This is a genomic window from Aequoribacter sp., from assembly GCF_965659035.1.
Taxonomy (GTDB): domain Bacteria; phylum Pseudomonadota; class Gammaproteobacteria; order Pseudomonadales; family Halieaceae; genus Aequoribacter.
The window spans coordinates 53,051-77,073 of record NZ_CBFHWH010000002.1; the positions used below are offsets into that span (position 1 = coordinate 53,051).

At 52.6% G+C, this 24,023-nt stretch carries 19 protein-coding genes; 9 read left to right on the forward strand and 10 right to left on the reverse strand.

Annotation, left to right across the window (positions count from 1 at the left end; genetic code table 11):
* Nucleotides 1–179 precede the first annotated feature (179 nt).
* A complete protein-coding gene (locus ACTF5Z_RS00940; protein ID WP_438984145.1) occupies nt 180–1,589 on the forward strand; it encodes a TolC family outer membrane protein in 1,410 nt (469 codons plus the stop codon).
* Here ACTF5Z_RS00940 and waaA read toward each other — a convergent pair.
* Nucleotides 1,578–2,801: a lipid IV(A) 3-deoxy-D-manno-octulosonic acid transferase gene (gene waaA / locus ACTF5Z_RS00945; RefSeq protein WP_438984146.1), complete on the reverse strand. Its 1,224-nt coding sequence runs from the start codon at nt 2,799–2,801 to the stop codon at nt 1,578–1,580. The genes ACTF5Z_RS00940 and waaA overlap by 12 nt on opposite strands.
* 157 nt (nt 2,802–2,958) lie before the next feature.
* Between waaA and ACTF5Z_RS00950 the strand changes: the two genes are divergently transcribed.
* The gene (locus ACTF5Z_RS00950; protein ID WP_438984147.1) at nt 2,959–3,582 is read left to right on the forward strand and encodes a class I SAM-dependent methyltransferase; all 624 of its coding nucleotides are present in this window, start codon (nt 2,959–2,961) and stop codon (nt 3,580–3,582) included.
* Here ACTF5Z_RS00950 and ACTF5Z_RS00955 read toward each other — a convergent pair.
* Genes ACTF5Z_RS00955 through glnE form a run of 6 tightly spaced genes read right to left on the reverse strand, consistent with a single transcriptional unit; the run spans nt 3,579 to nt 11,214 of the window.
* Complete coding sequence (locus ACTF5Z_RS00955) at nt 3,579–4,652, reverse strand: prenyltransferase (protein WP_438984148.1); 1,074 nt, start codon at nt 4,650–4,652, stop codon at nt 3,579–3,581. The genes ACTF5Z_RS00950 and ACTF5Z_RS00955 overlap by 4 nt on opposite strands.
* Entirely contained in the window at nt 4,649–5,365 is a 717-nt protein-coding gene (locus ACTF5Z_RS00960; RefSeq protein ID WP_438984149.1) for a methyltransferase domain-containing protein, read from the reverse strand. The genes ACTF5Z_RS00955 and ACTF5Z_RS00960 overlap by 4 nt, the downstream gene beginning before the upstream one ends.
* A complete protein-coding gene (locus ACTF5Z_RS00965) occupies nt 5,352–6,590 on the reverse strand; it encodes a glycosyltransferase family 4 protein (RefSeq protein WP_438984150.1) in 1,239 nt (412 codons plus the stop codon). The genes ACTF5Z_RS00960 and ACTF5Z_RS00965 overlap by 14 nt, the downstream gene beginning before the upstream one ends.
* Nucleotides 6,591–6,624: 34 nt before the next feature.
* The gene (locus ACTF5Z_RS00970; protein WP_438984151.1) at nt 6,625–7,455 is read right to left on the reverse strand and encodes an alpha/beta hydrolase; all 831 of its coding nucleotides are present in this window, start codon (nt 7,453–7,455) and stop codon (nt 6,625–6,627) included.
* Between the two features lie 15 nt (nt 7,456–7,470).
* Complete coding sequence (locus ACTF5Z_RS00975; protein WP_438984152.1) at nt 7,471–8,397, reverse strand: branched-chain amino acid transaminase; 927 nt, start codon at nt 8,395–8,397, stop codon at nt 7,471–7,473.
* A 3-nt stretch (nt 8,398–8,400) separates the two neighbouring features.
* The gene (glnE, locus tag ACTF5Z_RS00980; RefSeq protein ID WP_438984153.1) at nt 8,401–11,214 is read right to left on the reverse strand and encodes a bifunctional [glutamate--ammonia ligase]-adenylyl-L-tyrosine phosphorylase/[glutamate--ammonia-ligase] adenylyltransferase; all 2,814 of its coding nucleotides are present in this window, start codon (nt 11,212–11,214) and stop codon (nt 8,401–8,403) included.
* 259 nt (nt 11,215–11,473) lie between these two features.
* On the opposite strand from glnE, the gene ACTF5Z_RS00985 reads away from it, so the two are divergent.
* From ACTF5Z_RS00985 to ilvD, 4 genes are read left to right on the forward strand one after another with little or no spacing between them, the layout of a single operon-like run.
* Nucleotides 11,474–12,757, forward strand: a complete 1,284-nt coding sequence (locus ACTF5Z_RS00985; RefSeq protein WP_438984154.1) for an inorganic phosphate transporter — start codon at nt 11,474–11,476, stop codon at nt 12,755–12,757.
* Nucleotides 12,750–13,907 (forward strand): acetylornithine deacetylase, encoded by a 1,158-nt coding sequence (gene argE / locus ACTF5Z_RS00990; RefSeq protein WP_438984155.1) that lies wholly within the window; start codon nt 12,750–12,752, stop codon nt 13,905–13,907. Before ACTF5Z_RS00985 ends, argE begins: the two co-directional genes overlap by 8 nt.
* Before the next feature lie 41 nt (nt 13,908–13,948).
* A complete protein-coding gene (argA, locus tag ACTF5Z_RS00995) occupies nt 13,949–15,250 on the forward strand; it encodes an amino-acid N-acetyltransferase (RefSeq protein ID WP_438984156.1) in 1,302 nt (433 codons plus the stop codon).
* A gap of 9 nt (nt 15,251–15,259) precedes the next feature.
* Complete coding sequence (ilvD, locus tag ACTF5Z_RS01000) at nt 15,260–17,104, forward strand: dihydroxy-acid dehydratase (protein WP_438984157.1); 1,845 nt, start codon at nt 15,260–15,262, stop codon at nt 17,102–17,104.
* Here the strand turns inward: ilvD and ACTF5Z_RS01005 are convergent.
* From ACTF5Z_RS01005 to leuA, 3 genes are read right to left on the reverse strand one after another with little or no spacing between them, the layout of a single operon-like run.
* The gene (locus ACTF5Z_RS01005; protein WP_438984158.1) at nt 17,101–17,952 is read right to left on the reverse strand and encodes a DUF6279 family lipoprotein; all 852 of its coding nucleotides are present in this window, start codon (nt 17,950–17,952) and stop codon (nt 17,101–17,103) included. The two genes, ilvD and ACTF5Z_RS01005, sit on opposite strands and share 4 nt — an antisense overlap.
* A gap of 2 nt (nt 17,953–17,954) precedes the next feature.
* Complete coding sequence (locus ACTF5Z_RS01010) at nt 17,955–18,899, reverse strand: threonine ammonia-lyase (RefSeq protein WP_438984159.1); 945 nt, start codon at nt 18,897–18,899, stop codon at nt 17,955–17,957.
* A 32-nt stretch (nt 18,900–18,931) separates the two neighbouring features.
* A complete protein-coding gene (gene leuA, locus ACTF5Z_RS01015; protein WP_438984160.1) occupies nt 18,932–20,605 on the reverse strand; it encodes a 2-isopropylmalate synthase in 1,674 nt (557 codons plus the stop codon).
* A gap of 178 nt (nt 20,606–20,783) precedes the next feature.
* Between leuA and ACTF5Z_RS01020 the strand changes: the two genes are divergently transcribed.
* From ACTF5Z_RS01020 to ACTF5Z_RS01030, 3 genes are all read left to right on the forward strand, one after another.
* The gene (locus tag ACTF5Z_RS01020; RefSeq protein WP_009574583.1) at nt 20,784–21,257 is read left to right on the forward strand and encodes an Lrp/AsnC family transcriptional regulator; all 474 of its coding nucleotides are present in this window, start codon (nt 20,784–20,786) and stop codon (nt 21,255–21,257) included.
* Nucleotides 21,258–21,330: 73 nt separating this feature from the next.
* A complete protein-coding gene (locus tag ACTF5Z_RS01025; protein ID WP_423849721.1) occupies nt 21,331–22,533 on the forward strand; it encodes a multidrug effflux MFS transporter in 1,203 nt (400 codons plus the stop codon).
* A 249-nt stretch (nt 22,534–22,782) separates the two neighbouring features.
* A partial coding sequence (locus ACTF5Z_RS01030; RefSeq protein ID WP_438984161.1) for a TonB-dependent receptor plug domain-containing protein occupies nt 22,783–24,023 on the forward strand: 1,241 nt, incomplete at its 3' end.

Genomic DNA, 24,023 nt, shown 5'->3' on the forward strand with positions numbered 1-24,023 from the left:
GATAGTGAACGATGGTATTACAAAAACGGAAGCACCGCACCTTTGAAAAGTGATCTAGCTCACCTATTTTGCGCTGATATGAATCAAAAGTGGGGCAGTCTGCGTATAAGACTTACACAACGTGCATGCTTTGTGCGCTCAGCGCTGTTAAACTAATCCTTTTGAACAAGGGCCCACTAATGAAGCTTCGGTTACTTACTTCGACCTTCGCGGCACTGGTATTCTCCGCCACCGTAAGCCACGCGCAATCACTTCAAGATATCTACGAATTGGCCTTAGAGAACGATGCGCAGCTCAAAGCCTACGCCGCACAGTTCAGAGCCGACCGTGAACAAGAGACACTGGCCAAGTCGGCACTGCTACCCCAAGTGGGCGCCAGCTATGACTACAACGAGACTGAGACCAGCACGGTGGCCAACAGTCTGGTGGGCTTAGACGCTAACGGCAACGGCATCATCGAAGAGATCGAGAGCTTCTCTGACACAACCTCCAAAGGCTACACCGTATCATTGAGCCAAGCCCTGTTTGATTTACCCGCATGGTTTACTTTTCAAGCCAGCAAATCGCTCAGCGAACAAGCTGAAGCGACGTTTGCCGCGCAACAACAAGATTTAATCGTGCGCGTATCGGAAGCCTACTTTGGCGTACTGCGCGCGAAAGATAACTTAGAAGCATCCAAAGCCCAAGAGCGTGCACTTGAACGACAGCTAGAGCAAACTCAGCAGCGCTTTGAAGTCGGCCTAATTGCACTTACCGATGTGCATGAGGCACAGGCCGCTTTTGACCTTGCCCGCGTTGGCCGCTTAACGGATGAGAACCGCCTCGATGTGGCTCTCGAGAACTTATCGGTGCTAACCAACGTAGAACATGAGCGTTTGTTTACACTGAGCTCTGACTTTCCGGTCGCACCGCCTGAACCGGCCGATCGCGCGGCGTGGGTAGATTTTGCGCTTGAAAACAACCTGCAGCTCAAAGCCTCGCGCTTAGGCGAAACCGCAGCGCAACAAAATGCCAAAGCCAAACGCTTGGAGCATGCGCCCACAATCAGCGGGTCTTTCTCGACTTCAGATTTCGAAACCGAGGGTGTAAGCCGTCAAGATTCGATCTTCAACGTACCCCCAAGAAGCGATCGAGAGCAAGACGTGGTGCGTTTGCGCTTAGAAGTACCCTTGTTCGCTGGTGGCGCGATCAGCGCTAACCGTCGTCGAGCAGCAGAGCAGTTTAACGCGGCGCGCGAGTCTCGCATTGGCTTACAGCGCAACACTATTGCCCAGACACGCGCGCTACACATGACTGTTTTGAGCGACGCGGCGCGAGTGAAGGCGCGCGCCCAAGCTATTGTGTCGTCTAAAAGTGCCTTAGAAGCAACACAGGCGGGTTACAACGTCGGCACGCGTAACGTGGTTGATGTACTAAACGCGCAAAACGCCCTGTATGCAGCGGAGCGCGATTACGCTAATACGCGCTACGATTATGTACTGAACCAACTCCGTCTAAAGCAGCAAGCCGGCTTGTTAAGTCCCAAGGATGTGGCGGATTTGAGCAAGTACCTCGAAGCACCCAAAGCTGTTACTCAATCAGGCCAATAAGGGCTTGATTGCTTGTACGAGGCGCTCCAGCGCGCCTCGCTCCCCCTCTACCGCAGTTTGGCCACGAGAACCCATCACCCGACGGTTGGTGTCATTACCCAGTAAACCCGACAGGACCAGCGCCAACTCCTCGGCGTCTTTTGCAATTAGCATCGCCTGAGCTTTTATGAGCAAACGGCTTGCATAAGCAAAATTAAAGGTATGTGGTCCTGACACTACCGGAACGCCCCACTGCGCAGCCTCAAGCATATTGTGGCCTCCGGTCGGTACTAAAGACCCGCCCATAAAAACGATATCGGCGGCACCTAACATCGGCACCAACTCGCCCATAGTGTCCGCCACAACAACCTGCGTATCCACCTCAATGGTGGGGTTTGAAGAACGGCGAATCGTCTTCGGATTCGCTGCAAGCGCCATTTGAAATACGCGCTCAAACCGATCGGGGTGCCTAGGCACGATGCAAAGCAACAGCTTCGGCCGCTGCTTAGCGAGCGCCTCATAAGCCCGCAAAAGTTGCTGCTCCTCTCCTTCGTGTGTGCTGGCCGCCACCCACACCTCGCGTGTACTACCGCCCCACTGATCGCGAATAACGCCAGCCTGTCCGCGGAGTTCGGGCGTCAAATGTTGATCAAACTTTATGTTTCCCGAGATGGCCAAGCGCGAAGGTTCAACACCCAAGGCAATAAAACGCCTAGCGTCCGCTTTGGTTTGCGCCACAATCAAGTCCAACGATTGCAGCGTCGGTGTCAGCAGAGCCCCTAGGCGACCATAGCCACGCGCAGACCTTGCCGATAAGCGGGCGTTTAATAAGGCGATGGGTACACCCTTGGAGTTGGCTTGCTCGACCAGGTTAGGCCATATCTCGGTTTCAATTAAAAATACTGCGCGCGGATTGAAGCGTTTGAATACTTGCGACATTGCCCAAGGCAGATCCCAGGGTAAATAACAATGCAGAACCTGATCTCCCCACGTTTGCAGCAAGCGCTCAGAGCCCGTGGGCGTTGTTGTCGTAACCAACAAAACATGATCGGGGTAATCGCGCTGTAAACATTGAATTAATTTCGACGCGACGACGACCTCACCCACTGAGACGGCATGAATCCATATCACTCGATCTGCGTCGCACGCATGAGGTAAACCTAATGCCAGTCGCTCTAGCCAGCGCTGCCGATAGGTCGGCAACAACCGACCACGCCAATACAGCCTCAACATGAGAAAAGGCAAGCTCAACAATAAGATTAAGGTGTAAACAAGGCGCATAAACGTCATGACTTATAATATGGGGCGAGGATAACGGCGCGACCGACTAAAGCCAAGGTAGAATTGCGCATTGGCGTGCTATAGTTTTAGTTTTGGACAAATCCTGACTATGTTAAATGCGTCGCGCCAACATTTGGTGAACCAAGTTCCCGGCTTTCTCAGTCAAGCAGAGGGCGAGGCTCTGTACCGCGCAGCACACTCGGTTGCACACCTTGGCTGCATCCTAGAAATTGGCAGCTATTGCGGCAAGTCCACCGTATTTTTGGGCGCGGCGGCTGAGCAAAGCGGCAATCTCGTCTTTGCTTTAGACCACCACCAAGGCTCTGTCGAGCACCAGCCCGGCGAGTTTTTTTACGACCCTAATTTAACCGATAAAGACGGGCGGACCGACACCCTGCACACCTTCCGACAAACCTTAACAGCAGCCGGCCTGAACCACTCTGTTGTGGCCTTGGTTGGAGACGCAACCGCTATTGGCCTGCGCTGGCAGCAAAGGCTGGGGATGGTTTTTATCGATGGCGGGCACAGTATGGACGACGCAGTCAGTGACTATCGCCTTTGGTCTGGCCACGTTGCGCTGGGAGGATTGCTCGCCGTACACGATCACTATCCTAAGGCAAGCGCGGGCGGCCAAGCGCCCAAAGCCATTATCGATGCAGCCTTACAGTCAGGCTTATGGGACTTAGTCGAGTCCTGCGATAGCTTAAAAGTCCTGCAACGCTTGGGTGCTTAGGCCCTCACAAGGTCCTTAGCATGTACAGAATTATCAGAGTCTAGTAAATTTACATGAGTAAATAACCGCGCTGCTGGCGTGTGCTGAGTTAAGGCATCGGCAGCCAACATCACCGCGGCCGCAGTCCATGTAGGACGCTCGTTCGGCCACAGTACTTGCTCTTTAAACTGATAGCCAGTCCAATAAGAGCCATCGTCGTGGCGCCATTGCGCTATCCAAGAAAAGACTTCACGCGCCAAAGCTTCCTCGTCAGAAGCTTGCAGGGCCAAGACCAATTCACAGGTCTCCGCAATCGTTGCCCAGGGTTCATCGCTAACACAACGACACCCCATACCTGGCTCGACAAATTCGTTCCAACGCGCCTGCAGCCGCTCGCGCGCCGCCTTACCTGAAAACACACCTGTTAACACAGGATAAAACCAATCCATCGAGTAGCGCGCTTTGCTTTCCCAGGTGCGATCAAAGCGCTCTGGGTGTTGGCGTAAACAACGCCCCAGCCGCTCACGCGCATCAAAATAGACGGTGTCGTGACCCAAGGTCACCGCAATATTGTGAGCACACTCCAAGCTTTTGTAGATCGAAGCACAGCCGGTAACCAACGAGTCAACTGGGATGTCGTTATCGTCGTCTACTGCCCATGTAATATCTCCGTGCACGGTTTGGAGCGAGAGCACAAAGGCCATCGCCATTTGCACCGTGGGCCAATAAAGCTCGAGAAACGCGCGATCCTGAGTAATCAAAAAGTGATGCCAAACACCTGTTGCTATGTAGGCGCAAAAATTCGTTTCTCGCCGCGTTGATTCGGCGCGCGTGCCTTGCTCATACCGTGCCCACCAACTGCCGTCGGGCAATTGCTCGTCAGCCAACCATGCATAAGCACGCTCGGCTTCTTGATACTTACCCGCAATCGACAGGGCCATCGCAGCCTCGACGTGGTCCCACGGGTCGGTATGACCTCCCTCAAACCAGGGAATTTCGCCGCTGCTGCGCTGAACTGACAAAATGTAGGACACTGTGTCTTGAAACAGCTCATGCGGATACAAACCTGGGCTAAGGTAAACTCCAGTCACGATGCTGCATCCTGTTTGCGATAATACAAGACCACACTTTTCCCCATCCAACCATTGGTTAGCGATTCTATAAATCGGGTAAGCCACGGTCGCTTCATTAAATCCCACACCAAAAGCTTGTGATACCAGCGTACAGGAAAGGCCTGAGGGTTGTTCCAAAAAATACAACGTAACCACCAGTAAGGAACGTGCAAAGCATGGGCGCCGTGCTGATAATAGAAAACAACCGGCAAAGCTTGAATTTGGCGTTTAAGATCAGCAAGTCTAAATATGCGTAAATGCCCGCCTAGCTGCAAATGGTAATCGGCCGATAAGTACCAGCAAATTTGCTCGGGCCACCGCCTAGGTACCGAAATCACCAGCCGGCCACCCGGCCGCAACACACGATTGATCTCTTTTAGTACCTTGTCGACGACAGGCACGTGCTCGAGCACTTCACTGCAAATCACAGCATCAAAGGTGTTATCAGCAAAGGGCAGACAATACCCACTGGCTTGCGTCAACACGGGACGGCGCGGCTCGCCAACGCTTTCAGCCCAATCGTGTGTTTTATGTCGGCCAGTCACTAAATCTTCGTGTGACAGATCCACACCAATAGCCTGGACATCCGCCGCTAACAAGGCACCAATGAGATGGCGTCCCTCGCCGCACCCCAAGTCTAGGACTCGGTCACCGTCTTTAAGCTGGAAATATCGAAAATCAACGGTCTGCATTAGCGAGTACTGCCTTGTATTCGTGTTCGGTTCGGCGCGCGCAGGCCGCCCATGAAAATTCCTTAACGATTCTGTCTCGCCCCCTTTGCTCTAGGGCTATTCGACGCTCGGAGTCTCGCAGCAAGTCTGCCACGGCAGCCGCTAAGGCCTGACTATCACCCGTGGGGACAACCACACCATCGTTGCCCACCACTTCGGGCAAGGCACCTCCATTAGTGACTACCACTGCGGTACCCGATGCCATTGCCTCGGCGGCGGGCAAACCAAATCCTTCATACAATGACGGCGATACAAACACACTGGCTTCGTTGTAAAACGCCACAAGATCCTCTTGGCTCACTCTAGAATAATTGTCGATTGCCGCCGCTAAGTCCAATCGATTAATCAACTTTTGCGCCTCACCCTCGGGTTTTAGCTTTCCGATCAAACGCAAACGCAAGTTGGGGAACTGTTCGCGCAGCACAGCAAAGGCTTGTATGGCGTAGACCACACCCTTCAAGGCCGTATCTGAAGACGCCGTGATCATTATTCGGTTAAGGTCTTTCACACGCCCAGGTAGGGGTTTAAATAAATCAGTATCAGTGCCGATGCCGGTAACCACTATGCGCCCAGAGTCAATACCAAACTCTCGCTCGACATCTGCACGCGCCGACTCGGACACGGCAAAAATACGTTTTAACGTCCGCGCCACCGGAATTTGCATCCGTAAAAATGAATGCCAGCGGCGCAAGAACAAGCGACGCCACCACACGGGCTCCGCCTGAAGCGCCAGACGTAAATCGCTGCTAATAGGGTGATGAATGGTGGCTACCACGGGGTAGCCCATACGCTCGACGTCCAGTAATCCACGACACAAACTCTGATTATCATGGATTAAATCGTAATTTGGTTTGTGAGTCGCAAAGTAGCGACGTAGTCGGCGGCCGAAAGTATAGGGCTCAGCGAAGCCACCCGTGAGCTTGCTTAACCACTCGACCACGTTGCTGTAAGAATGCAGGTGGTGCCAACGCAAGGAGCGCAAACCATGCTCGTAGAGATCCATACTTGGCAATTTAACAAGACCCACACGCTCATCCAAGATGGGGTACGGCGGACCCGAGATGACATCGACCTGCAGGCCTTGCTCAACCAGCGCCTTTGACAGCGCACTGATATAAACACCCTGTCCACCACTGAAAGGGTGGCTGCGGTAACTGGTTAGGGCAATTTTAAGCGGCTTTGTCACCGTTGCGTGTTCTCCAGTACCGCCAGTACAAGTATTAAGCCGCTGCGGCTTGCTCGATAAACGTTTGCACGTCCTGCATGACTTGAGCACGCTCGGGCTCGTTGAAAATTTCGTGGTACAGCCCCACATACCCTTGATACTCAGCCATCGTGGAGCCCACTTTGCCGATAAACGCTTGCGATAACTTTGGCGAAGTCATGACATCTGACTCGCCATGAAAAATCTTTATGGGCAAAGTAATTTTCGCGGCGTTTTCATTGACCAAGTTAAGCGTTGCGAACAATTCTGTTACCAAGCGGGCGCTAATTTTACCGTTGTGTACCAGAGGGTCAGCTTGATACGCAGCCACCACATCAGCTGAACGAGAGATTTGCCCAGCATCAAGCTGCATGACGCCAAGCTTAGGTAGCAGAGTGGAAATGACCTGCGTGATCTTTTGCTGCCAAATGGGTGGTGCAGGGTCAATACCCAGAGCCGGCCCAGACAATACTGCCGATTGAAACAAGTTTTGATGTTCCAGCAGAAACGCAGCCGCAATGAGACCACCCAAACTATGACCCAACAAGACCTTGGGTACATTCGGGTAGAGCTGCTCGGCTTCCGTGCACAAACGGGCCAAGGGCTCTAAAAAGTCAGTGAATTTATCGATATGACAACGCACGCCTGGCGATAACCCGTGTCCTTTATGGTCCAGCGCCACGACCGCCGTTGCGCGAGCATTAAAAAACTCAGCCAGCTCTTCGTAGCGACCGCTGTGTTCACCCAAGCCATGTACCAGAACCACCACACGCTGAGCTTCTGCGACAGGCCAATGTCGCCAGAAAATACCATCTTCAAAACTCTGCTCTAGTGCGCCTGCATGCATAGCCACCTCCGCTTATTACGCGACTTCAGTTAACCACTGTGGGTTTTGGCTGCGCTTACCGCGCACCGAATCGAAATACATGGCTTGCAATTGCTCGGTAATGGGACCACGGCTGCCTTCACCAACTGCTCGGCCGTCGAGCTCACGAATGGGTACCACTTCCGCCGCGGTTCCTGTAAAGAAGGCCTCATCGCAGATGTAGACTTCGTCGCGGGTAATGCGCTTCTCGCGCACCGTAATACCTAGCTCATTAGCCAGCTCGATCACTGTGGCGCGGGTAATACCGTCCAGGCAAGAGGTTAACTCTGGGGTGTATAAAACACCGTTTTTCACCATAAAGAAGTTTTCGCCGCTACCCTCTGCCACGTAGCCCTCATTGTCCAGCAATAAAGCCTCCTCGGCGCCGCTTTCAATAGCCTCGCGCAAGGCTAACATCGAGTTGATGTACTGCCCGTTTGCTTTGGCTTTACACATGGCAATGTTGACGTGGTGACGCGTATACGATGACGTTCTGACTTTAATACCGCGGTTGCGGGCTTCGGGATCCATATAAGAGGGCCAATCCCAAGCGGCGACCATGACGTGCGTCGCTAACTTGTCAGCGCGTAGGCCCATGCCTTCTGATCCCAAAAAGCACATTGGGCGCAGGTAAGCTTCGGGCAAGCCGTTTTCACGAACAACCAGGCGCTGCGCCTCGTTGATCGTGTCTTGATCGAATGGCATATCCATCATCAAGATTTTTGCCGAATTGAATAGGCGCTTGGTGTGTTCTTTGAGTTTAAAGATGCAGGTTCCACGCTCTTGCGTGTGGTAGGCGCGTACGCCTTCGAATACACCCAAACCGTAATGTAAAGTATGCGTCAGCACGTGTACTTTGGCGTCTTTCCACGGTCTTAGCTCACCGTCCAACCAGATAACACCCTCGCGCTCCGAGAAATCCATTGTTTACTCCCAACGTTTGCTGTTAAACCAATCGCCCCATATTAGGCCGACTGCCTGTCTATGCTTATCCCACTTCGCACCCGACACTTTGGCTGGCTCTTCTTGCAGAGCACACTCATGGGTGGCGGAGCGATACGCCAAGTACGCTTGGCTCAATGTGTTTGCTGTTTCCGCGCTTATCAGACCCGAGCTCGCCAGTGCTTCAAGTTGGCGAATGTTATCGGTGTATTTCGCCAGTGATGGGTGTTTTGCCGACAGCGCTAAGAGCGCGTATTGCACCATAAATTCGATGTCAACGATACCTCCAAATCCATGTTTCAGATTAAAGGTGTCACCTTTTATGTCAGTATCTAAATTTTCGCGCATTTTTTGGCGCATAGACTGCACTTCGTCCGCAAGAGCAACTTTGTCCCGCGCCTGCCCCATCACGGTCAAACGTATTGCTTGAAAGGCGTGAGCAAGACTCAAGTCGCCTGCGACAGCGCGAGCCCGGCTTAGAGCTTGATGTTCCCATGTCCAAGCCTCTTCTAATTGATAACGTTCGAAGGCCGCAAAAGACGATACTAATAAACCCGAGTTACCCGAGGGACGCAGACGCATATCCACCTCGTACAGCACCCCCAAGCTCATACGAGTTTCGAGCATATGAATAACGCGCTGACCCAAGCGAGTATAGAACCTCGCGCAATCGATGGGCTTGTCGCCATCGGTCATGCCCTGAGCGGGCGCGTCGTACAAAAACACCAAATCTAAATCGGACGAGTAGTTAAGCTCTAAACCGCCGAGCTTGCCATACGCGACAACACAAAAGCCTGTGCCTTCGGTCAGATGGCAGGGTTTGCCGTGTTTGTTGGTCAAATCTGTCCACGCCACGTTGACAGTCCATTCCAGAATGACTTCGGCGATAAAGGTCAGCTTATCGCTCACTTTCATCAAAGGTAAAAAACCACCGATTTCGCTGGCGGCCACGCGCAAGACCTGAGCAGCCTTGAAGTAGCGCAGCGCGTCCATTTGCGCCTCTAAATCATCCATGGGTATGGCGCGCATCTGCAGGGCTAAATCGCGCTCCAATACGTGCTTATCGGGCGCTTGATATAAGTGCTCTAGATCAAGCAACTCATCTAGCAGCGCGGGACGCAGTGACAACTGCTTCGCAATCCATGGGCTTGCAGCGCACAAGCGCACCAACTCATTGAGCGCACCGGGATTTTCAATCAGTAGCAGCAAATAAGCGCTGCGTCGCAGTACTGCCTCGACCATTGGGACAAGGCGCACCACTGTGTCTGATGCGTTGGACTGCCGCGCGCAGGCTTCCAACAGTTTTGGCATAGCAAGGTCAAGTCGCCGTCGAGGCTCTACCTGCAGAGTGCGCACGATGGCTGATTGCGTTAGACGCTCTAGGGCCGCGCTGACAGCAGCGGGGTCGTCGAAACCCAACGCAGCAATTTGTTCAAGATCTAAATCATCCCAAAACCAAGTCCGCTTGCTGCTCTCATCTTCTTCATTGGCAGGTGCAATCAGGTCGATAAAATGCCGACTCACCCTGGATCGATGCGCGTTTAGTGCAACAAGGTAATCCTCAAACGCCTGAAAACCCATGATTCGGCTCAGACTTGCTTGAGCGTCGGGGTCTTCGGGCAAGCGCTGTGTTTGCCGATCTTGATAGCCCTGAATGGCATGCTCAGAGTCACGCAAAAACCAGTAAGCGTCGCGAAGCTCACTTACCGCGTCAGCGGGTAGGCAACCCAATTGCTCGCTTGCGCTGAGGGCATCCATTAGACCTCTGCAGCGCAGGGGTGCGTCGCGACCGCCGCGAATCAGCTGAAAACATTGGCCAATGAACTCGACCTCGCGAATACCACCAGGACCCAGTTTTACGTCGTTTTGCAAACCCTTGCGAATCACCTGCTCGGAAATCATCCGCTTCATCTCGCGCAGGGATTCAATCACGCTAAAGTCGACGTAGCGGCGAAACACAAAAGGACGAAGCATAGATTCTAAGTAGGCAACATCTGCTGCATCACCCGTTAGAGCGCGCGCCTTGATCATGGCATAGCGCTCCCAATCTCGCCCCTGATCTTGATAGTACGCCTCGAACGCCGAGAAATTCATGACCAAGGGCCCACTGTCTCCATAAGGCCTCAGGCGCATATCGACTCGAAAAACAAAGCCGTCGACGGTGACCTTATCGAGCAGAGTGATGACGCGCTGCCCGACTTTAATAAAGTACTCTTGGTTAGAGACACTTTTGCGACCGCCCTCAGTCTGACCGCTTTGTGGATAAACAAAGATGAGATCAATATCCGATGACAGATTGAGCTCGCAAGCGCCGAGCTTGCCCATGGCTAAAGTCACTAATTTCTGCACATTGCCTGAGTCGGCACCGATCGGTTGGCCAAAACGTTCGCGCAACTCTTGCCCGGCGCAAGCGACAGCAGTGTGAATGCAGAATTCGGCTAGCAACGAGACTTGTTGCACCGTCTCTTGAGCCCTGCATTGGCGTGAGAAGTCACGCCAAATCAGTCGCATCATAACGCGGTTGCGCAACTTGCGCAGCTGCGCATCGATGTCGAATCCCTGTTGTTTAAGATCCTCTAATAGCCCTTCCAAGTCTTGCCAAACTAATGGTTTTGACCAACGAGTTCGCGCAAAATCCGTCTCGACCCACGCCCAATGCTGACTCACCGTCGTCAACAAATACGGACTGCAGGCTAGGGCTTGACGCCACGCTTCGAGCTCAAAATCTCGCAGGGCTTTGCCGCTGGCGGCGCAACTTTGATCCACGAGTGTCAGCAAGTTGTGAAGCGTATTGTCCATCGAAAAGTCCGTTAAAGAGCTGTAGCTCTATGCTATGCCCTGACTCTGAAATGAGCCACCGATTTTAAACTAATCTTATTTGAGTGTGACACAGCGCAAGGCATTGCCTATACTGCGGCTAATTTTTGGGAAAGCGGAAAGAAGTTCGCTGCAAACCTGTCACACTGTAACAATAATGTCATATAACAGCAGGTAAAATTCAACCATCAGTCATCGCTCACGTGCCGAGCACCTAAATCAAACGAAAAGAGGAAACTCCGTGGAAATTATTCAAAATTACGGCTCAATGCTGCTGATTATTGCGTGCGTCTTCGGTTTCTTTATGGCCTGGGGTATTGGCGCGAACGATGTGGCTAATGCGATGGGCACCTCCGTGGGCTCTAAAGCCATTACCCTGACGCAAGCAATACTGATCGCGATGATTTTCGAGTTTGCGGGTGCTTACTTAGCGGGTGGTGCCGTCACGGATACCATCCGTAAAGGCATCATTGACCCCGCCGCCTTCGAGGGGCAAAGCCATCTGCTGGTCTATGGGATGATGTCAGCATTACTTGCGGCCGGAACGTGGCTACTGATCGCCAGCATTAAAGGATGGCCGGTATCCACAACGCACTCTATTGTAGGTGCTATCGTTGGGTTTGCTGCGGTCGGCATTTCAATGGACTCGGTAGCGTGGCCAAAGATCGGCACAATTGTCGCAAGCTGGGTCGTCTCACCGCTGGTCGCAGGCACAATTTCGTACTTGCTGTTCACCAGCGTTCGAGCATTGATACTCGACCGTGACGACGCGTTTCACCGCGCCAAAAAATACGTGCCCTTTTACATGTTCCTAGTGGGCTTCATGATCGCTATGGTGACCCTGACCAAAGGCCTGAAACACGTTGGCATCAAAGTGGACATGGGGTTCTCTAGCAGCTTCGCTAACGCGCTGCCCGTCGCCGCGTTGATTGGAATTATTGTGGCTCTGATCGGAGCACAAATGTTAAACCGCATTCACCGCAAAAATAGCCAAGCCGAAGCAACATCGGCAGATATCGAGCGAATCTTCGCCGTGCTAATGGTATTCACCGCATGCTCCATGGCCTTTGCTCATGGCTCTAACGATGTCGCCAACGCAGTGGGCCCACTGGCTGCAATCGCTGGTATCGTTCAATCAGGCGGTGAAATCGCAACCAAGTCGGCGATGCCTTGGTGGATTTTGCTAACCGGTGCAGTCGGTATTGTGATCGGCCTTGCGACCTATGGCTGGCGCGTCATCCAGACAATCGGTAAAAAAATTACCGAACTCACTCCCAGCCGTGGTTTTGCCGCCGAATTGGGCGCAGCGACCACTGTGGTGTTTGCATCAGCGACAGGCCTTCCTATCTCGACGACTCACACTTTGGTGGGCGCGGTATTAGGCGTCGGTTTGGCGCGCGGCATTGGGGCAATTGATTTGCGTGTGGTGGGCTCGATCTTCGCTTCTTGGATCGTCACTCTACCCGCCGGTGCGTTACTATCTATAGTGTTCTTTTTCTTCTTCAAAGGGCTGTTTGGTGGCTAAAGCGTGTGCTGATCACCATCTTATTACCCATCAACTCAAAGAGCTGATCGCGACTTCCTCGGTCAGCTCTACCGATCCTTCTTGGGATCAAGGCAACCTGCCAGTCATCGAACGCCTGGCCGACTTTGCGCAAGCGGCTGGGTTTTCTACTGAAATTCAGATAGTAGACGCCGAGGCCGGCAAAGCAAACTTAATTGCAACCAAGGGCTCTGGCACTGGCGGTTTAGTGCTTGCTGGGCACAGCGACACCGTGCCTTTCGATGAGGGCCGCTGGCAAACCAACCCGCTGCAAGTTCATGAGCAAGACCAACGCTTTTATGGCTTGGGCACCAGTGATATGAAGGGCTTTTTCCCGCTGGCCTTGGCAGCAGCGACACAGTTCGACAGCTCGAGCTTGAGCGCGCCTCTCACACTGATTGCCACAGCCGATGAAGAAAGTACTATGAACGGCGCCAAAGCTCTGCTGAAGTCGCAAATACACCAAGCTGACGGCGTAATTATCGGAGAACCCACAAACCTAAAACCAATTCGTATGCACAAAGGCATGCTCATGAGTCGTATCGTTGTACACGGTCACTCAGGGCACTCGTCCAACCCCGCACTTGGCAACAATGCCATAGACGGCATGCATCGCTTAATCACCGGTCTGATGGCCTTGCGCTTAGAGCTGCAGGCCGAGCAAAACTTGGCCTTTGAAGTTCCGTACACCACCCTCAACCTGGGGCATATTCAGGGCGGCGACTCACCCAACCGTATTTGCGCGCACAGCGAGCTCCAGTTCGACTTACGGATAATTCCTGGCCTAAAAACCGATTTAATTACGGCAAGGATCCAATCGCTGTGCCAGCAAGAAAGCGAGCTCTCGGGTTTGAACGTCCTTTGGGAACCTCTTATGGATCCAGTGCCGCCTTTTGAAGAAGGTGCAGACTCTGCCCTCGTCCGCCTAGCAGAATCACTAACGGACGCGAAAGCCGCCAGCGCCTTATTTGCGACCGAAGCGGGTTTTTTTAAAGCGCTGGGCGCACAAGCCATAGTGATGGGCCCAGGCTCGATTGACTTAGCTCATCAACCCAACGAATACCTAGCGTTCGACCAGATTAACCCCTGCATTACCTTGCTAAGCAACGCCATTAAGCACTATTGCCTGTAAGCATGCTGTACGAACGCTACGGTTCGTACGATAATGCACACATGCCAACACAATCGCACATTCAGTGGTTTAGAAACACCACACCCTACATCAACGCGCACAGAGGAAAAACCTTTGTGGTGGCGCTGTCGGGCGAATGTTTGGCAAGCGATCACCTCACCACTATTTTGCAAGATCTGGTGCTGCTCAACAGCTTAGGCGTACGAGTTGTCATTGCCTTTGGGGCCCGACCCCAGGTTAATCAAACCCTACAAAAGGAAGGTCGATCGAGTTTATTCGAGCAAGACTTGCGCATTACCGATTCCCCGGATTTAGAACTGATTAAACACACCGTAGGTAGTTTGCGCCATGAACTCGAAGCCAAGCTGTCTATGGGCTTACCAAACTCTCCCATGCAAGGGGCCAAAGTTCGGGTTTGCTCGGGCAATTTTGTGATGGCACAACCCGTAGGCGTGCTTAACGGCACCGATTATTTGCACACCGGCAAGGTCCGACGTATCGATGTGGCCGGCATTACGCGCCAGCTCAATGATAGCAACTTAGTGTTGCTGCCTCCTCTAGGTTACTCGCCCACCGGAGAGTCTTTTAATTTGTCGCTTGAAGACGTAGCCGTTCGCGTTGCGACTGACTGCCGTGCCGATAAGTTGATTTGGCTGATGTCACCCGATGCCATTCACGATAGTGGCAGTCAGTTCGTTCGTCAGCTTGCGGTATCAGAGCTTGACGACTGCGATGTCAGCAAGGAATATCGAGTACTTTTAGATGCGTCAAAGCGAGCCTGCGCGGGCGGCGTAGAACGCTGTCACATCATCGGCTTTGAACAAGAAGGCGCCTTACTGAACGAACTTTTCACCCATGACGGTGCGGGCACTTTGGTCAGCCGAAATTTATTCGAGCAATGCCGACAAGCCAATATCGATGACGTTGGGGGCATATTAGAGCTGTTGCAGCCGCTCGAGGCAGAAGGCGTATTGGTTAAGCGGTCGCGTGAGTTACTCGAAACCGAAATCGCGCAATTCACGGTGCTTGAACGCGATGGTCGTGTCATTGCCTGTGCCGCACTTTACGTCTACCCTGATGCCAGTACCGCTGAAGTCGCCTGCATTGTGTGTCACCCTGATTACCGCGGCAGTGATCGCGGCCAGCGACTGTTAGACGCCCTAGAGAAAGAAGCTCAAAAACAAAGACTCGATAGCGTGTTTGTGTTGACAACACAGACGGCGCATTGGTTTATCGAGCAGGGTTTTCGCGAGCAAGACCGCTTTAGCCTACCGCAACCCAAGCAAGCACTTTATAACCTGCAAAGAAATTCCAAAGTTTTTGTAAAACCACTCGCTGTATGAGGATTGACTATGCCTGTCTACCGATCTAGCACCAGTACCCAAGGCCGCAATATGGCCGGCGCCCGCGCACTTTGGCGCGCCACGGGTATGAAAGATGAAGATTTCCAGAAGCCCATTATCGCGGTGGTCAACTCCTTTACCCAGTTTGTACCCGGACACGTACACCTTAAAGATCTTGGGCAATTAGTCGCTCGCGAGATCGAAGCCGCAGGCGGTGTGGCTAAAGAATTTAATACGATCGCAGTAGACGATGGTATTGCCATGGGTCACGACGGCATGCTGTACAGCTTGCCCTCTCGCGACGTGATCACCGACTCGGTCGAATACATGGTTAATGCGCACTGCGCCGACGCCATGGTGTGTATTTCCAACTGCGATAAAATTACACCGGGAATGCTAAACGCTGCCATGCGATTAAATATTCCTGTAGTGTTCGTGTCGGGTGGCCCAATGGAAGCGGGCAAAACCAAACTGTCGGAGAACAAGCTCGATCTGGTCGATGCCATGGTGATCGCCGCTGACAGCTCGGCAAGCGACGAAAAAGTCGCCGAGTACGAGCGCTCAGCGTGCCCCACCTGCGGCTCTTGCTCGGGTATGTTTACCGCCAACTCTATGAACTGTCTGACTGAGGCCTTAGGCCTTAGCCTGCCCGGTAACGGCTCTTTGTTAGCAACCCATGCAGATAGAGAACAATTGTTTCTGCGCGCAGGCCGGCTAATTGTCGATATTACCAAGCGCCACTACGAGGGCAATGAGGCTGACTTATTACCACGCGATATCGCCAATTTTGCCGCATTTGAAAACGCCATGAGCCTAGATATCGCCATGGGCGGGTCTACCAATACCATCCTGCATTTATTGGCGGCGGCACAAGAAGCCGAGCTCGATTTCAATATGGGGCACATCGACGAACTGTCCCGACGAGTACCCCAGCTCTGTAAAGTCGCACCCAATACGCCGCTGTATCACATGGAAGATGTGCATCGCGCCGGGGGCGTTTACGGCATCCTTGGCGAATTGCAGCGCGCAGGCTTATTACATGATCAATGCGCCACCGTGCACAGCCCAAGCCTAGCCCAGGCGCTAGCAGAGTGGGATATTATGCAGACCGACTCCGAGGCGGTAAAAACCTTCTTCAAGGCAGGTCCTGCAGGCATTCCCACTCAAACTGCATTTAGCCAAGACACTCGCTGGACGAGCCTTGATGCCGACCGTGATAACGGCTGTATCCGTCGCATCGAAAGTGCCTTCTCATTAGAAGGCGGTCTTGCCGTACTGACAGGCAATATTGCTAAAGACGGCTGTGTGGTTAAGACATCCGGCGTCGATGAAAGCATCTTGGTATTCTCGGGTCCAGCCTTTGTGTGCGAGTCACAGGATGCCGCCGTAGACGCCATCTTAAACGACGAAGTCAAAGCCGGCGATGTTGTGGTCATTCGCTACGAGGGACCTCGCGGCGGTCCCGGTATGCAAGAAATGCTGTATCCAACCAGTTACTTAAAATCGAAAGGCTTGGGTAAGGTATGCGCGCTGCTAACCGATGGGCGGTTTTCAGGCGGGACTTCAGGACTATCGATTGGCCACGTATCGCCAGAAGCTGCCTCGGGTGGAGCCATTGCTCTCATCGAGCCAGGCGACATCGTCGACATTAATATCCCGGAACGCTCTATCAACCTGCGTGTCGACGAAGCGACGATCGCCGAACGGCGCGCAGCGATGGACGCCAAAGCCAACGGTTGGCAGCCAGCGCAAGAGCGCCCTCGTATGGTCAGCACTGCATTAAAGGTTTACGCGTCGATGGTGACCAGCGCAGACAAAGGCGCCGTACGAGATCTCAGCAAGATCAACGGTTAGGCCTCAGGCTCATCGACAATCAAAGTCGCCAGATCATCACGTAAGTTAGTCAGCTTGCTGATTAGCTTACGGTTTTGCTTGTCAGTGCGGGCGTTTAGCACATCCACCATAGCCCGCATAATCACCTCGGTGTTGTGCACATACTCGGCGGCTGGTGCTCGCTCTGAACGGGTGAGAAACGCCAACAGGCTTGCCTCAGCGTCTAGACCTGGGTTAGTGACAAGCGCGTAAAATCCATCAAACCACTCTTTGCGTCGCGCCAGCCAGACCGAGTCATAACGAATCATCTTTTGTGCGGCCGCGTTAATGTCGGTCTTTTGGGTTTTTGTTAGCCTACCTAAATAGTCCGACAGGTTATCTTCTAAATTATCGATCGCATCCTGGCGATAACGTTCGTCGTTACGGTCGACATACTTGCTCTCAAGTTCGGCTTGCTTTTTATCAAGAGCCTGACGGAGCTCCTGGTGCTGAGCCGCCGAGAGGCTTGGTATCAAACCCGCCAGCGAACGCACCGCTTGAAGCTGTAGTGCCTCGCTATACGTGTCAGCTTCTGCTTGCCAGATGGCCATGTCTTCCACTCTGAGCGGGGTCGATGAGTCCAACCGCACAATCAAACGATCGAGCAAATCGACGTACTTCGGCAGCTCCTCGGTTTGATGCCAATCAAGGAGCTCATTCAAAGCTTCGTCAAACTGAGATTGCTGCTGTTTATCCAGTGTTAGATAGTCGTCAACAGCCCAGTTAATCAGGGTTGGTATGCGGTGATAGAAGAATGAGGTGCGGCTGCAAGCGCTCGTTGCCAGCACGGTAATAATGAGTACAACCAGTAAGCGAACCATTCTGTGCATAGCTATAACCAAACAGGATGTTCTAAGTCGACATTACCCCCCGAGATGACAATGCCAACTTGCTGCTTAGCAAATCGGCTAGGTTCAGCCATAACGGCCGCCAAACCAACAATTCCCGAGGGCTCCACCAACGCTTTCGCGCGCGCCATAAACACCTTCATGGCCGCAATAATTTGCGCATCCGTGACCGTGACAATGTCATCCGTGTAATCGCGAATCAAAGCAAAATTTAGCGTTCCTAAGGTTGTACGCAAACCATCTGCGATTGTATCAGGCTGATGTTGCCGCACATGCTGTCCAGTAAGGAACGAACGTTTCGCGTCATCTGCGCCCAAGGGCTCAACCCCTATGACCTTGATATCGGGTCGCAAGGCTTTTACCGCCAGACTGACACCCGCCAGCATGCCACCTCCGCCGACCGGCACTAAAATCGCATTTAAGTTAGGGTTTTGTTCGAGCATCTCAAGCGCCAAGGTGCCTTGGCCTGCGATGATATCGGGGTGATCATAAGGCGGAACAAATACCGCGCCCGTGCGCTCGACACATGCCTTAAGGGCGGCTTCTCGTGCTGCCAGTGTGGCTTCGCAGTCGATAACTGTAGCACCATACGCCAGAGTCGCCTGGCGTTTTGGCGCAGGCGCATTCGAGGGCATAACCACAAAAGCTTGCGCCCCGAACCGGCGCGCAGCCAAAGCCAACGCGGCGCCATGGTTACCTGATGAGTGCGTGGCGACACCGCGCGCAAGCTGTTCGGGGGTCAACTGCGTCAGAGCATGATGGGCGCCTCTGGCTTTAAAGGCGCCACATTTTTGCTTGTTTTCAGATTTGAACCAAAGCTCTGCGCCGCTAAGGTCATTCAAACTTTGATGCCGCTCGAGCGGGGTTCGGTGCACATAACTCTTGATCCGCTCCAAAGCTGTTTGCACATCTTGCAAGCTGACGCTCATACCCCGACCTCGGCGATGTCTGTAATGCGAATCTACGCGGCGGCTTTGGTAGCAACGGCGCTGCGGCTGAGTGCGCGCAAAATACCGTCAAGCGATGCTTGTATAATGTCCTCACTTTGCCCGACACCACAGACGCGCTCGCCATCAACATTAAGCTGTATGTAACATACCGCTTCGGCCTCTGCGCTTTGGCTCAACGCATGTTCACTGTATTCAACCACGACAATTTTAGAACCGGTCAGGGTCTCTAGGGCATTCACAAAGGCCGCAACCACACCGTTGCCCGCACCTTCTACGTGGACTGCACCCGTGCTGGTTGTTAAGTCAGCCGACAAGCTATCTGCCCCATCAGTTCGGTTTACCTTGTAATCACCCAAATTATATTGCCGCTCTTGCGGAAAGTAGGTGCTTACAAACAGTTCTTTAATCGTTGTTGGATTGACTTCTTTCTCAGATTCTTCAGCAAACTTTTGAACCACGGGGCTAAAATCAATCTGGAGCCAACGTGGTAGCTGGTAGCCGTACTCTTGCTCTAGCACATAGGCAATACCGCCTTTACCGGACTGGCTGTTAATGCGAATAACCTCTTGGTAAGAGCGGCCAATGTCGGCCGGATCAATGGGCAGATAGGCCACTTCCCAAATCGAGTCTTCGTCGCGGCGCGACAAACACTTTTTGATCGCATCTTGGTGACTGCCAGAAAACGCTGTAAAGACTAATTCGCCGGCATAAGGGTGGCGCGGATGCACCGGTAAGTGCGTGGCGCTTTTGTAGACTTCAATGATCTCATCCATATGCTCAAAGTCGAGCATCGGATCGACACCTTGGCTGTACATATTCATGGCCATGGTCAGGATATCCATGTTACCGGTACGCTCACCATTGCCAAAAAGGGTGCCCTCTACCCGATCGGCGCCCGCAAGCACGGCAAGCTCAGACGCAGCAACAGCACAACCGCGGTCATTATGAGTGTGGACCGAGACCAAAATACTGTCGCGGTTTTGCACGTGCTGGCAGAACCATTCTATTTGGTCAGCGTATACGTTAGGCGTGCTCATCTCTACCGTAGCGGGCAAGTTCACAATAACTGGCGATTGTGGCGTAGGCTGCCAAACGGCGTTGACCGCATCCACAACCTCTACCGCGAAATCAAGCTCGGTGCCCGTGAAGCTTTCAGGCGAGTATTCAAATACCCACTCTGTATCTGGATACTGAGCCGCTGCGTCGGCGACCATTTTGGCGCCTTCCTGGGCGATTTTAATGATGCCCTGACGATCTAAGCCAAACACATAGTCGCGCTGAACGGTAGAAGTCGAGTTGTACAAGTGCACCACTGCACGACGCACACCTTTCAAGGCCTCGAAAGTTTTTGCGATCAACTCTGGGCGCGCTTGTGTCAATACTTGGATAGTCACATCTTCGGGGATACGCCCCTCATCGATTAACTTGCGGCAAAAATCGTAGTCTAATGACGAGGCCGAGGGAAAACCGATCTCGATTTCTTTAAAGCCCACCTTAATCAACAAATCCCACAAGTCGAGCTTTTGCTGAGGTGTCATAGGCTCGATCAAGGCTTGGTTGCCATCACGAAGATCCACACTGCACCACAAAGGCGCTTTGGAGATGGTTTTATCGGGCCATGTGCGATTAACCATCTGTACCGGTTTAAACGCAGGGTATTTTCTAAAGTTAAATCGTTCTGACATCGTTAATCCTTGGTGGACCTTTTAGGTCGCTGTTACCTCTATTGCTCATAGTCTAGGCGATTTGCGCTAGTGATTTCCTTCAAATTGCGCACTAATTCACGTTTTAGAGTCATCTAATCTCTATAAAACCGCTTGTAATTAGTTACAATCTCTACTTAGGCATTTAAAGGTAGAGAACATGAAACTTGACCGAATCGACAAACAACTTTTAGAGCTATTACAAGGCAATGCGCAATGGTCAAACCTTGAGCTTGCAGACAAAGTAGGCTTGTCGCCCACTCCGTGCGCGAGACGGGTAAAGCAATTGGAAGAGGCGGGCTTAATCAAAAATTACGTGGCTTTACTAGACCGTGACAAGCTGGGCTTGAAACTCACCGCTTACATCGGCATTACTATGGACCGGCACACCCCCGAACGGTTCGAGCAATTTGAGGCCGAGGTCATGACCTACCCTGAAGTCATTGAGTGCAGTGTCGTGACCGGACAAAGCGCGGATTACCTGATCAAAGCGGTCGTACCCGACATGCAGTTTTACGAACAGTTTCTGCTCGGGCGACTCACTCGCATTCCCGGCGTATCCGGTGTGCACTCGAGCTTTCAGTTGCGCCAAGTCATTCAGCGCACTCAGCTGCCTTTGAACAACCTCTCATGACCCGCAAACGTCACAAAAAATACACGGGCGCTCGCTAATGCTGTCGGCCGCGCCGTGATATAGTGCGCGCCTCATGACATCCTCAAATTCAAAAGCCCAAACCGAGACTTGGTGGTTTTTGCCGCTGCTGGCATTTTCTGTCGCTGTGGCGCCGCTCAGCATCGACATGTATTTGCCAGCCATGACCATTATGGGCGAAGCACTGAATGCCTCGGTAGCCCAAATGCATCTGAGCTTAAGCGCTTATTTGTTGGGATATGCGTCGTTTCACCTGCTCAGCGGTCCACTAGCGGACAGCTATGGCCGAAAAACCCTGTTGCTTGCCGGGTTCGGACTCTACGTTTTAGGCTCGCTGGGTTGCGCGCAGTCTGAGAGCATCGAAGCTTTGATAGGGTTCAGAGTCTTGCAAGGCATCGGTGGATGTGTCGGCCCGACACTCGCCAGAACCATCGCGCGAGATATCTATGGGCCCGTCGATGCGGCTCGTGCAATATCCCTAGTTGCTATGATGATGGCCGTGGCTCCTGCTATCGCACCGCTGGCGGGCGGTTTTGTATTGCTCGTGTGGGAATGGCCGTTCATTTTTTATACCTTAGCGGTTTACGGCGTTATCAACTGCCTACTCATTTTTTATCTGCTGGACGAGACCCTGCCGGTTAAGCACGCGTTCAGACCAAAAGTCATTCTTGCGAACTATGCTGAATTGCTAAAACACTCCCAGTTTTTGTGGATTTCGGGAGGCGCATCTCTAAACTACGGTGCGCTCATGACCTTTTTGCCCTCTGCGCCCTTTGTCTTCATTACATTAATGGGTCTAAAACCGCAGTACCTTGCATTTATTTTTGTAGGCACCGTCAGTGGCTACATGATCGGCAACGCGGTCTCTGCTCGGGCCAGCTACCGATTTGACTCAAAACACATCATGCTAGTCGGCGCTTGCCTGTCAGTGCTGGCCACCCTAGGTATGTGCATTGGGTACTGGTTTGCGCCCATGAGCATTGGCGGGGTAGCTGGCCCCATGGTGCTGTATTCGGCAAGCTTGGGCTTGGTGCAGCCCCATGCTATGGCTTTAGCGCTCAGACCCTTTGGCCACATCGCCGGCACTGGCTCGTCGTTATTAGGCTTTATTCAGATGACCACCTCCGCTTTGGCAAGTGCTTTTGTTGGGCAGTTTTTGGTCGATTCAGCCTGGCCGATGCTTGTCGGGATGTTTGGCTTTACCGTATTGGGTTTGACGACTTTGCTCGCAGCAAATAAAGCTGTACGGCTAACCTAATCATGAAACTAAACCTACGTTTAACGTCAGCTGACTGACCTCGGCTGCGGCAACCGCTCCTCGCTTACACTGTGCCTTTTTGACACAAAATTTGCTGATAAGAAAAATGTTCAAACTTTGAGTATTATTCCCATACTTTGAGTTTACAAGCCGTATGCGGTCGCCTAGACTCAAGGTAAGCCATTACCAATAATTAATGTCAAATGGGTAAGGCTAGAGCAATAAGACCAATAAAGGAGAGTTCAACACATGGTTAAAGTGATCGACCGATCAGTTACACCTTCACGCCGTTTGGCGAAATTCACCCTGGCGCCTCTTGTACTCGCAATTTCCACTGCGACTCTGGCCCAACAGGATTCACAACTCGAGGAAGTTGTCATCACAGGTAGTTACATTAAATCTACCGGAGAAGATGAGGCCTCGCCCGTTGAAGTTCTAAACTCTGACTACATCGTCAATTCAGGCGCAGTAGATGTCGGTGAATTAACCAGCAAGCTCTCGGTGAGCTCTGGTACCGAAAACAACCCTGACTCGTTTACCTCGGGCGAAACGCAAGGTACCAGCAACATCAACTTGCGCGGCTTGGGTTTAAGTTCGACTTTGGTGCTAGTGAACGGCAAACGTCAAACAATCGCCGCGGCGGTAGCAAATGACGGTAGCGTATTCGTCGACACCAGCACCATCCCAATGGCGGCGCTCGAACGCGTTGAAATTCTAAAAGAAGGCGCGACCGCAACGTATGGCTCTGATGCTGTTGCCGGTGTAGCCAACTTCATTTTGCGAAAAGACGTCGAAGGCATTGAAATCTCGACCGGCTATGAAGAAATCACTGATGGCGGTGCCGGTAAATATGACGTTAACTTTTTGGCGGGCTTTGGTAACGATACAACGCGCGTAACCGTCGCTGGGACCATGATCAAGCAGGATTCGTTGAGCTCGGCGGAACGCCCCTACACGACCGAAAACGCGATTAGTACTTTGGGTCGAAGCTTTTTGATGTTCGCGCCTGATACCGTAGCAACAGGTGATTATGCGGGCACCTATTCAGCATTCGAGACCGTCCCTGATGCAAACTGCGAAGCTAATGGCGGGATTTTGGGCTCCGCATTCGTTCCCGCGGTCGGTGGTCAAAAATGCGCTTTCCTTTACGGCCCTCGCTTCAACATCGTCAACGAAGAAGAGAAATCCCAACTATACGCCAACCTCACCCACGAGTTTAGCGATACCTTAAGCATGATGGCTGAGTTGGGTTGGACCCATCACGAAGTGCTGGATAACCCTCAGTCACCTTCCTACCCCAACTTGACCTTCCCAACCATATTACCTGGTCAAGGCGGAAGCCCATTTAACGTTCCCGTACGATGGTATGGTCGCCCCTTGGGTGCTGAAGCTCCGGCTCCATTCGCGCCGCGTGACAGCGAAGCCATTCGTGCCAGCTTCCAGCTAGACGGTGAGCTTAACAACGGCTGGAACTGGATGGGCGCATTGAC

Excerpts from the sequence above, each read along its gene's own strand:
- ACTF5Z_RS00975 (WP_438984152.1), bottom strand. The coding sequence starts at position 8,397 with ATGGATTTCTCGGAGCGCGAGGGTGTTATCTGGTTGGACGGTGAGCTA.
- ACTF5Z_RS01010 (WP_438984159.1), bottom strand. The coding sequence starts at position 18,899 with ATGAGCGTCAGCTTGCAAGATGTGCAAACAGCTTTGGAGCGGATCAAG.
- argA (WP_438984156.1), top strand. The coding sequence starts at position 13,949 with ATGCCAACACAATCGCACATTCAGTGGTTTAGAAACACCACACCCTAC.
- ACTF5Z_RS01025 (WP_423849721.1), top strand. The coding sequence starts at position 21,331 with ATGACATCCTCAAATTCAAAAGCCCAAACCGAGACTTGGTGGTTTTTG.
- ACTF5Z_RS00970 (WP_438984151.1), bottom strand. The coding sequence starts at position 7,455 with ATGCATGCAGGCGCACTAGAGCAGAGTTTTGAAGATGGTATTTTCTGG.
- ACTF5Z_RS00940 (WP_438984145.1), top strand. The coding sequence starts at position 180 with ATGAAGCTTCGGTTACTTACTTCGACCTTCGCGGCACTGGTATTCTCC.
- ACTF5Z_RS00960 (WP_438984149.1), bottom strand. The coding sequence starts at position 5,365 with ATGCAGACCGTTGATTTTCGATATTTCCAGCTTAAAGACGGTGACCGA.
- ACTF5Z_RS00950 (WP_438984147.1), top strand. The coding sequence starts at position 2,959 with ATGTTAAATGCGTCGCGCCAACATTTGGTGAACCAAGTTCCCGGCTTT.
- glnE (WP_438984153.1), bottom strand. The coding sequence starts at position 11,214 with ATGGACAATACGCTTCACAACTTGCTGACACTCGTGGATCAAAGTTGC.
- ilvD (WP_438984157.1), top strand. The coding sequence starts at position 15,260 with ATGCCTGTCTACCGATCTAGCACCAGTACCCAAGGCCGCAATATGGCC.
- ACTF5Z_RS01020 (WP_009574583.1), top strand. The coding sequence starts at position 20,784 with ATGAAACTTGACCGAATCGACAAACAACTTTTAGAGCTATTACAAGGC.
- ACTF5Z_RS01005 (WP_438984158.1), bottom strand. The coding sequence starts at position 17,952 with ATGCACAGAATGGTTCGCTTACTGGTTGTACTCATTATTACCGTGCTG.
- waaA (WP_438984146.1), bottom strand. The coding sequence starts at position 2,801 with ATGTTGAGGCTGTATTGGCGTGGTCGGTTGTTGCCGACCTATCGGCAG.
- leuA (WP_438984160.1), bottom strand. The coding sequence starts at position 20,605 with ATGTCAGAACGATTTAACTTTAGAAAATACCCTGCGTTTAAACCGGTA.